This is a genomic window from Neisseria sp. P0008.S010 (assembly GCF_051962715.1).
Taxonomy (GTDB): domain Bacteria; phylum Pseudomonadota; class Gammaproteobacteria; order Burkholderiales; family Neisseriaceae; genus Neisseria; species Neisseria elongata.
Genome location: NZ_JBQCVA010000128.1, coordinates 1 through 740, shown reverse-complemented (window position 1 = coordinate 740; position 740 = coordinate 1). Strand labels below are relative to the sequence as shown.

The window sequence follows — 740 nt, the reverse complement described above, 5'->3', positions numbered from 1 at the left end:
ACTCCCTGCCTCTGTCATCACGATACTGTGATGCCATGGTGTCCGACTTATGCCCGAGAAGATGTTGAGCAAACTTATCGCTTATCTGCTTCTCATAGAGTCTTGCAGACAAACTGCGCAACTCGTGAAAGGTAGGCGGATCCCCTTCGAAGGAAAGACCTGATGCTTTTCGTGCGCGCATAAAATACCTTGATACTGTGCCGGATGAAAGCGGTTCGCGACGAGTAGATGCAATTATGGTTTCTCCGCCAAGAATCTCTTTGCATTTATCAAGTGTTTCCTTCATTGATATTCCGAGAGCATCAATATGCAATGCTGTTGGGATGGCAATTTTTACGCCTGTTTTGCTTTGCTCGACATAAAGATATCCATCTACGATATCAGACCACTTCATTTCGCATAAATCACCAACTCGTTGCCCGGTAACAACAGCCAGTTCCATTGCAAGTCTGAGCCAACATGGTGATGATTCTGCTGCTTGATAAATTTTCAGGTATTCGTCAGCCGTAAGTCTTGATCTCCTTACCTCTGATTTTGCTGCGCGAGTGGCAGCGACATGGTTTGTTGTTATATGGCCTTCAGCTATTGCCTCTCGGAATGCATCGCTCAGTGTTGATCTGATTAACTTGGCTGACGCCGCCTTGCCCTCGTCTATGTATCCATTGAGCATTGCCGCAATTTCTTTTGTGGTGATGTCTTCAAGTGGAGCATCAGGCAGACCCCTCCTTATTGCTTTAATT

Annotated in this window: 1 protein-coding gene; it reads right to left on the bottom strand. The window is 45.9% G+C overall.

The features are described from left to right. Positions 1–740: tyrosine-type recombinase/integrase (locus ACTHSL_RS12840; protein ID WP_440381682.1), on the bottom strand; the 740-nt coding region annotated here is incomplete at both ends.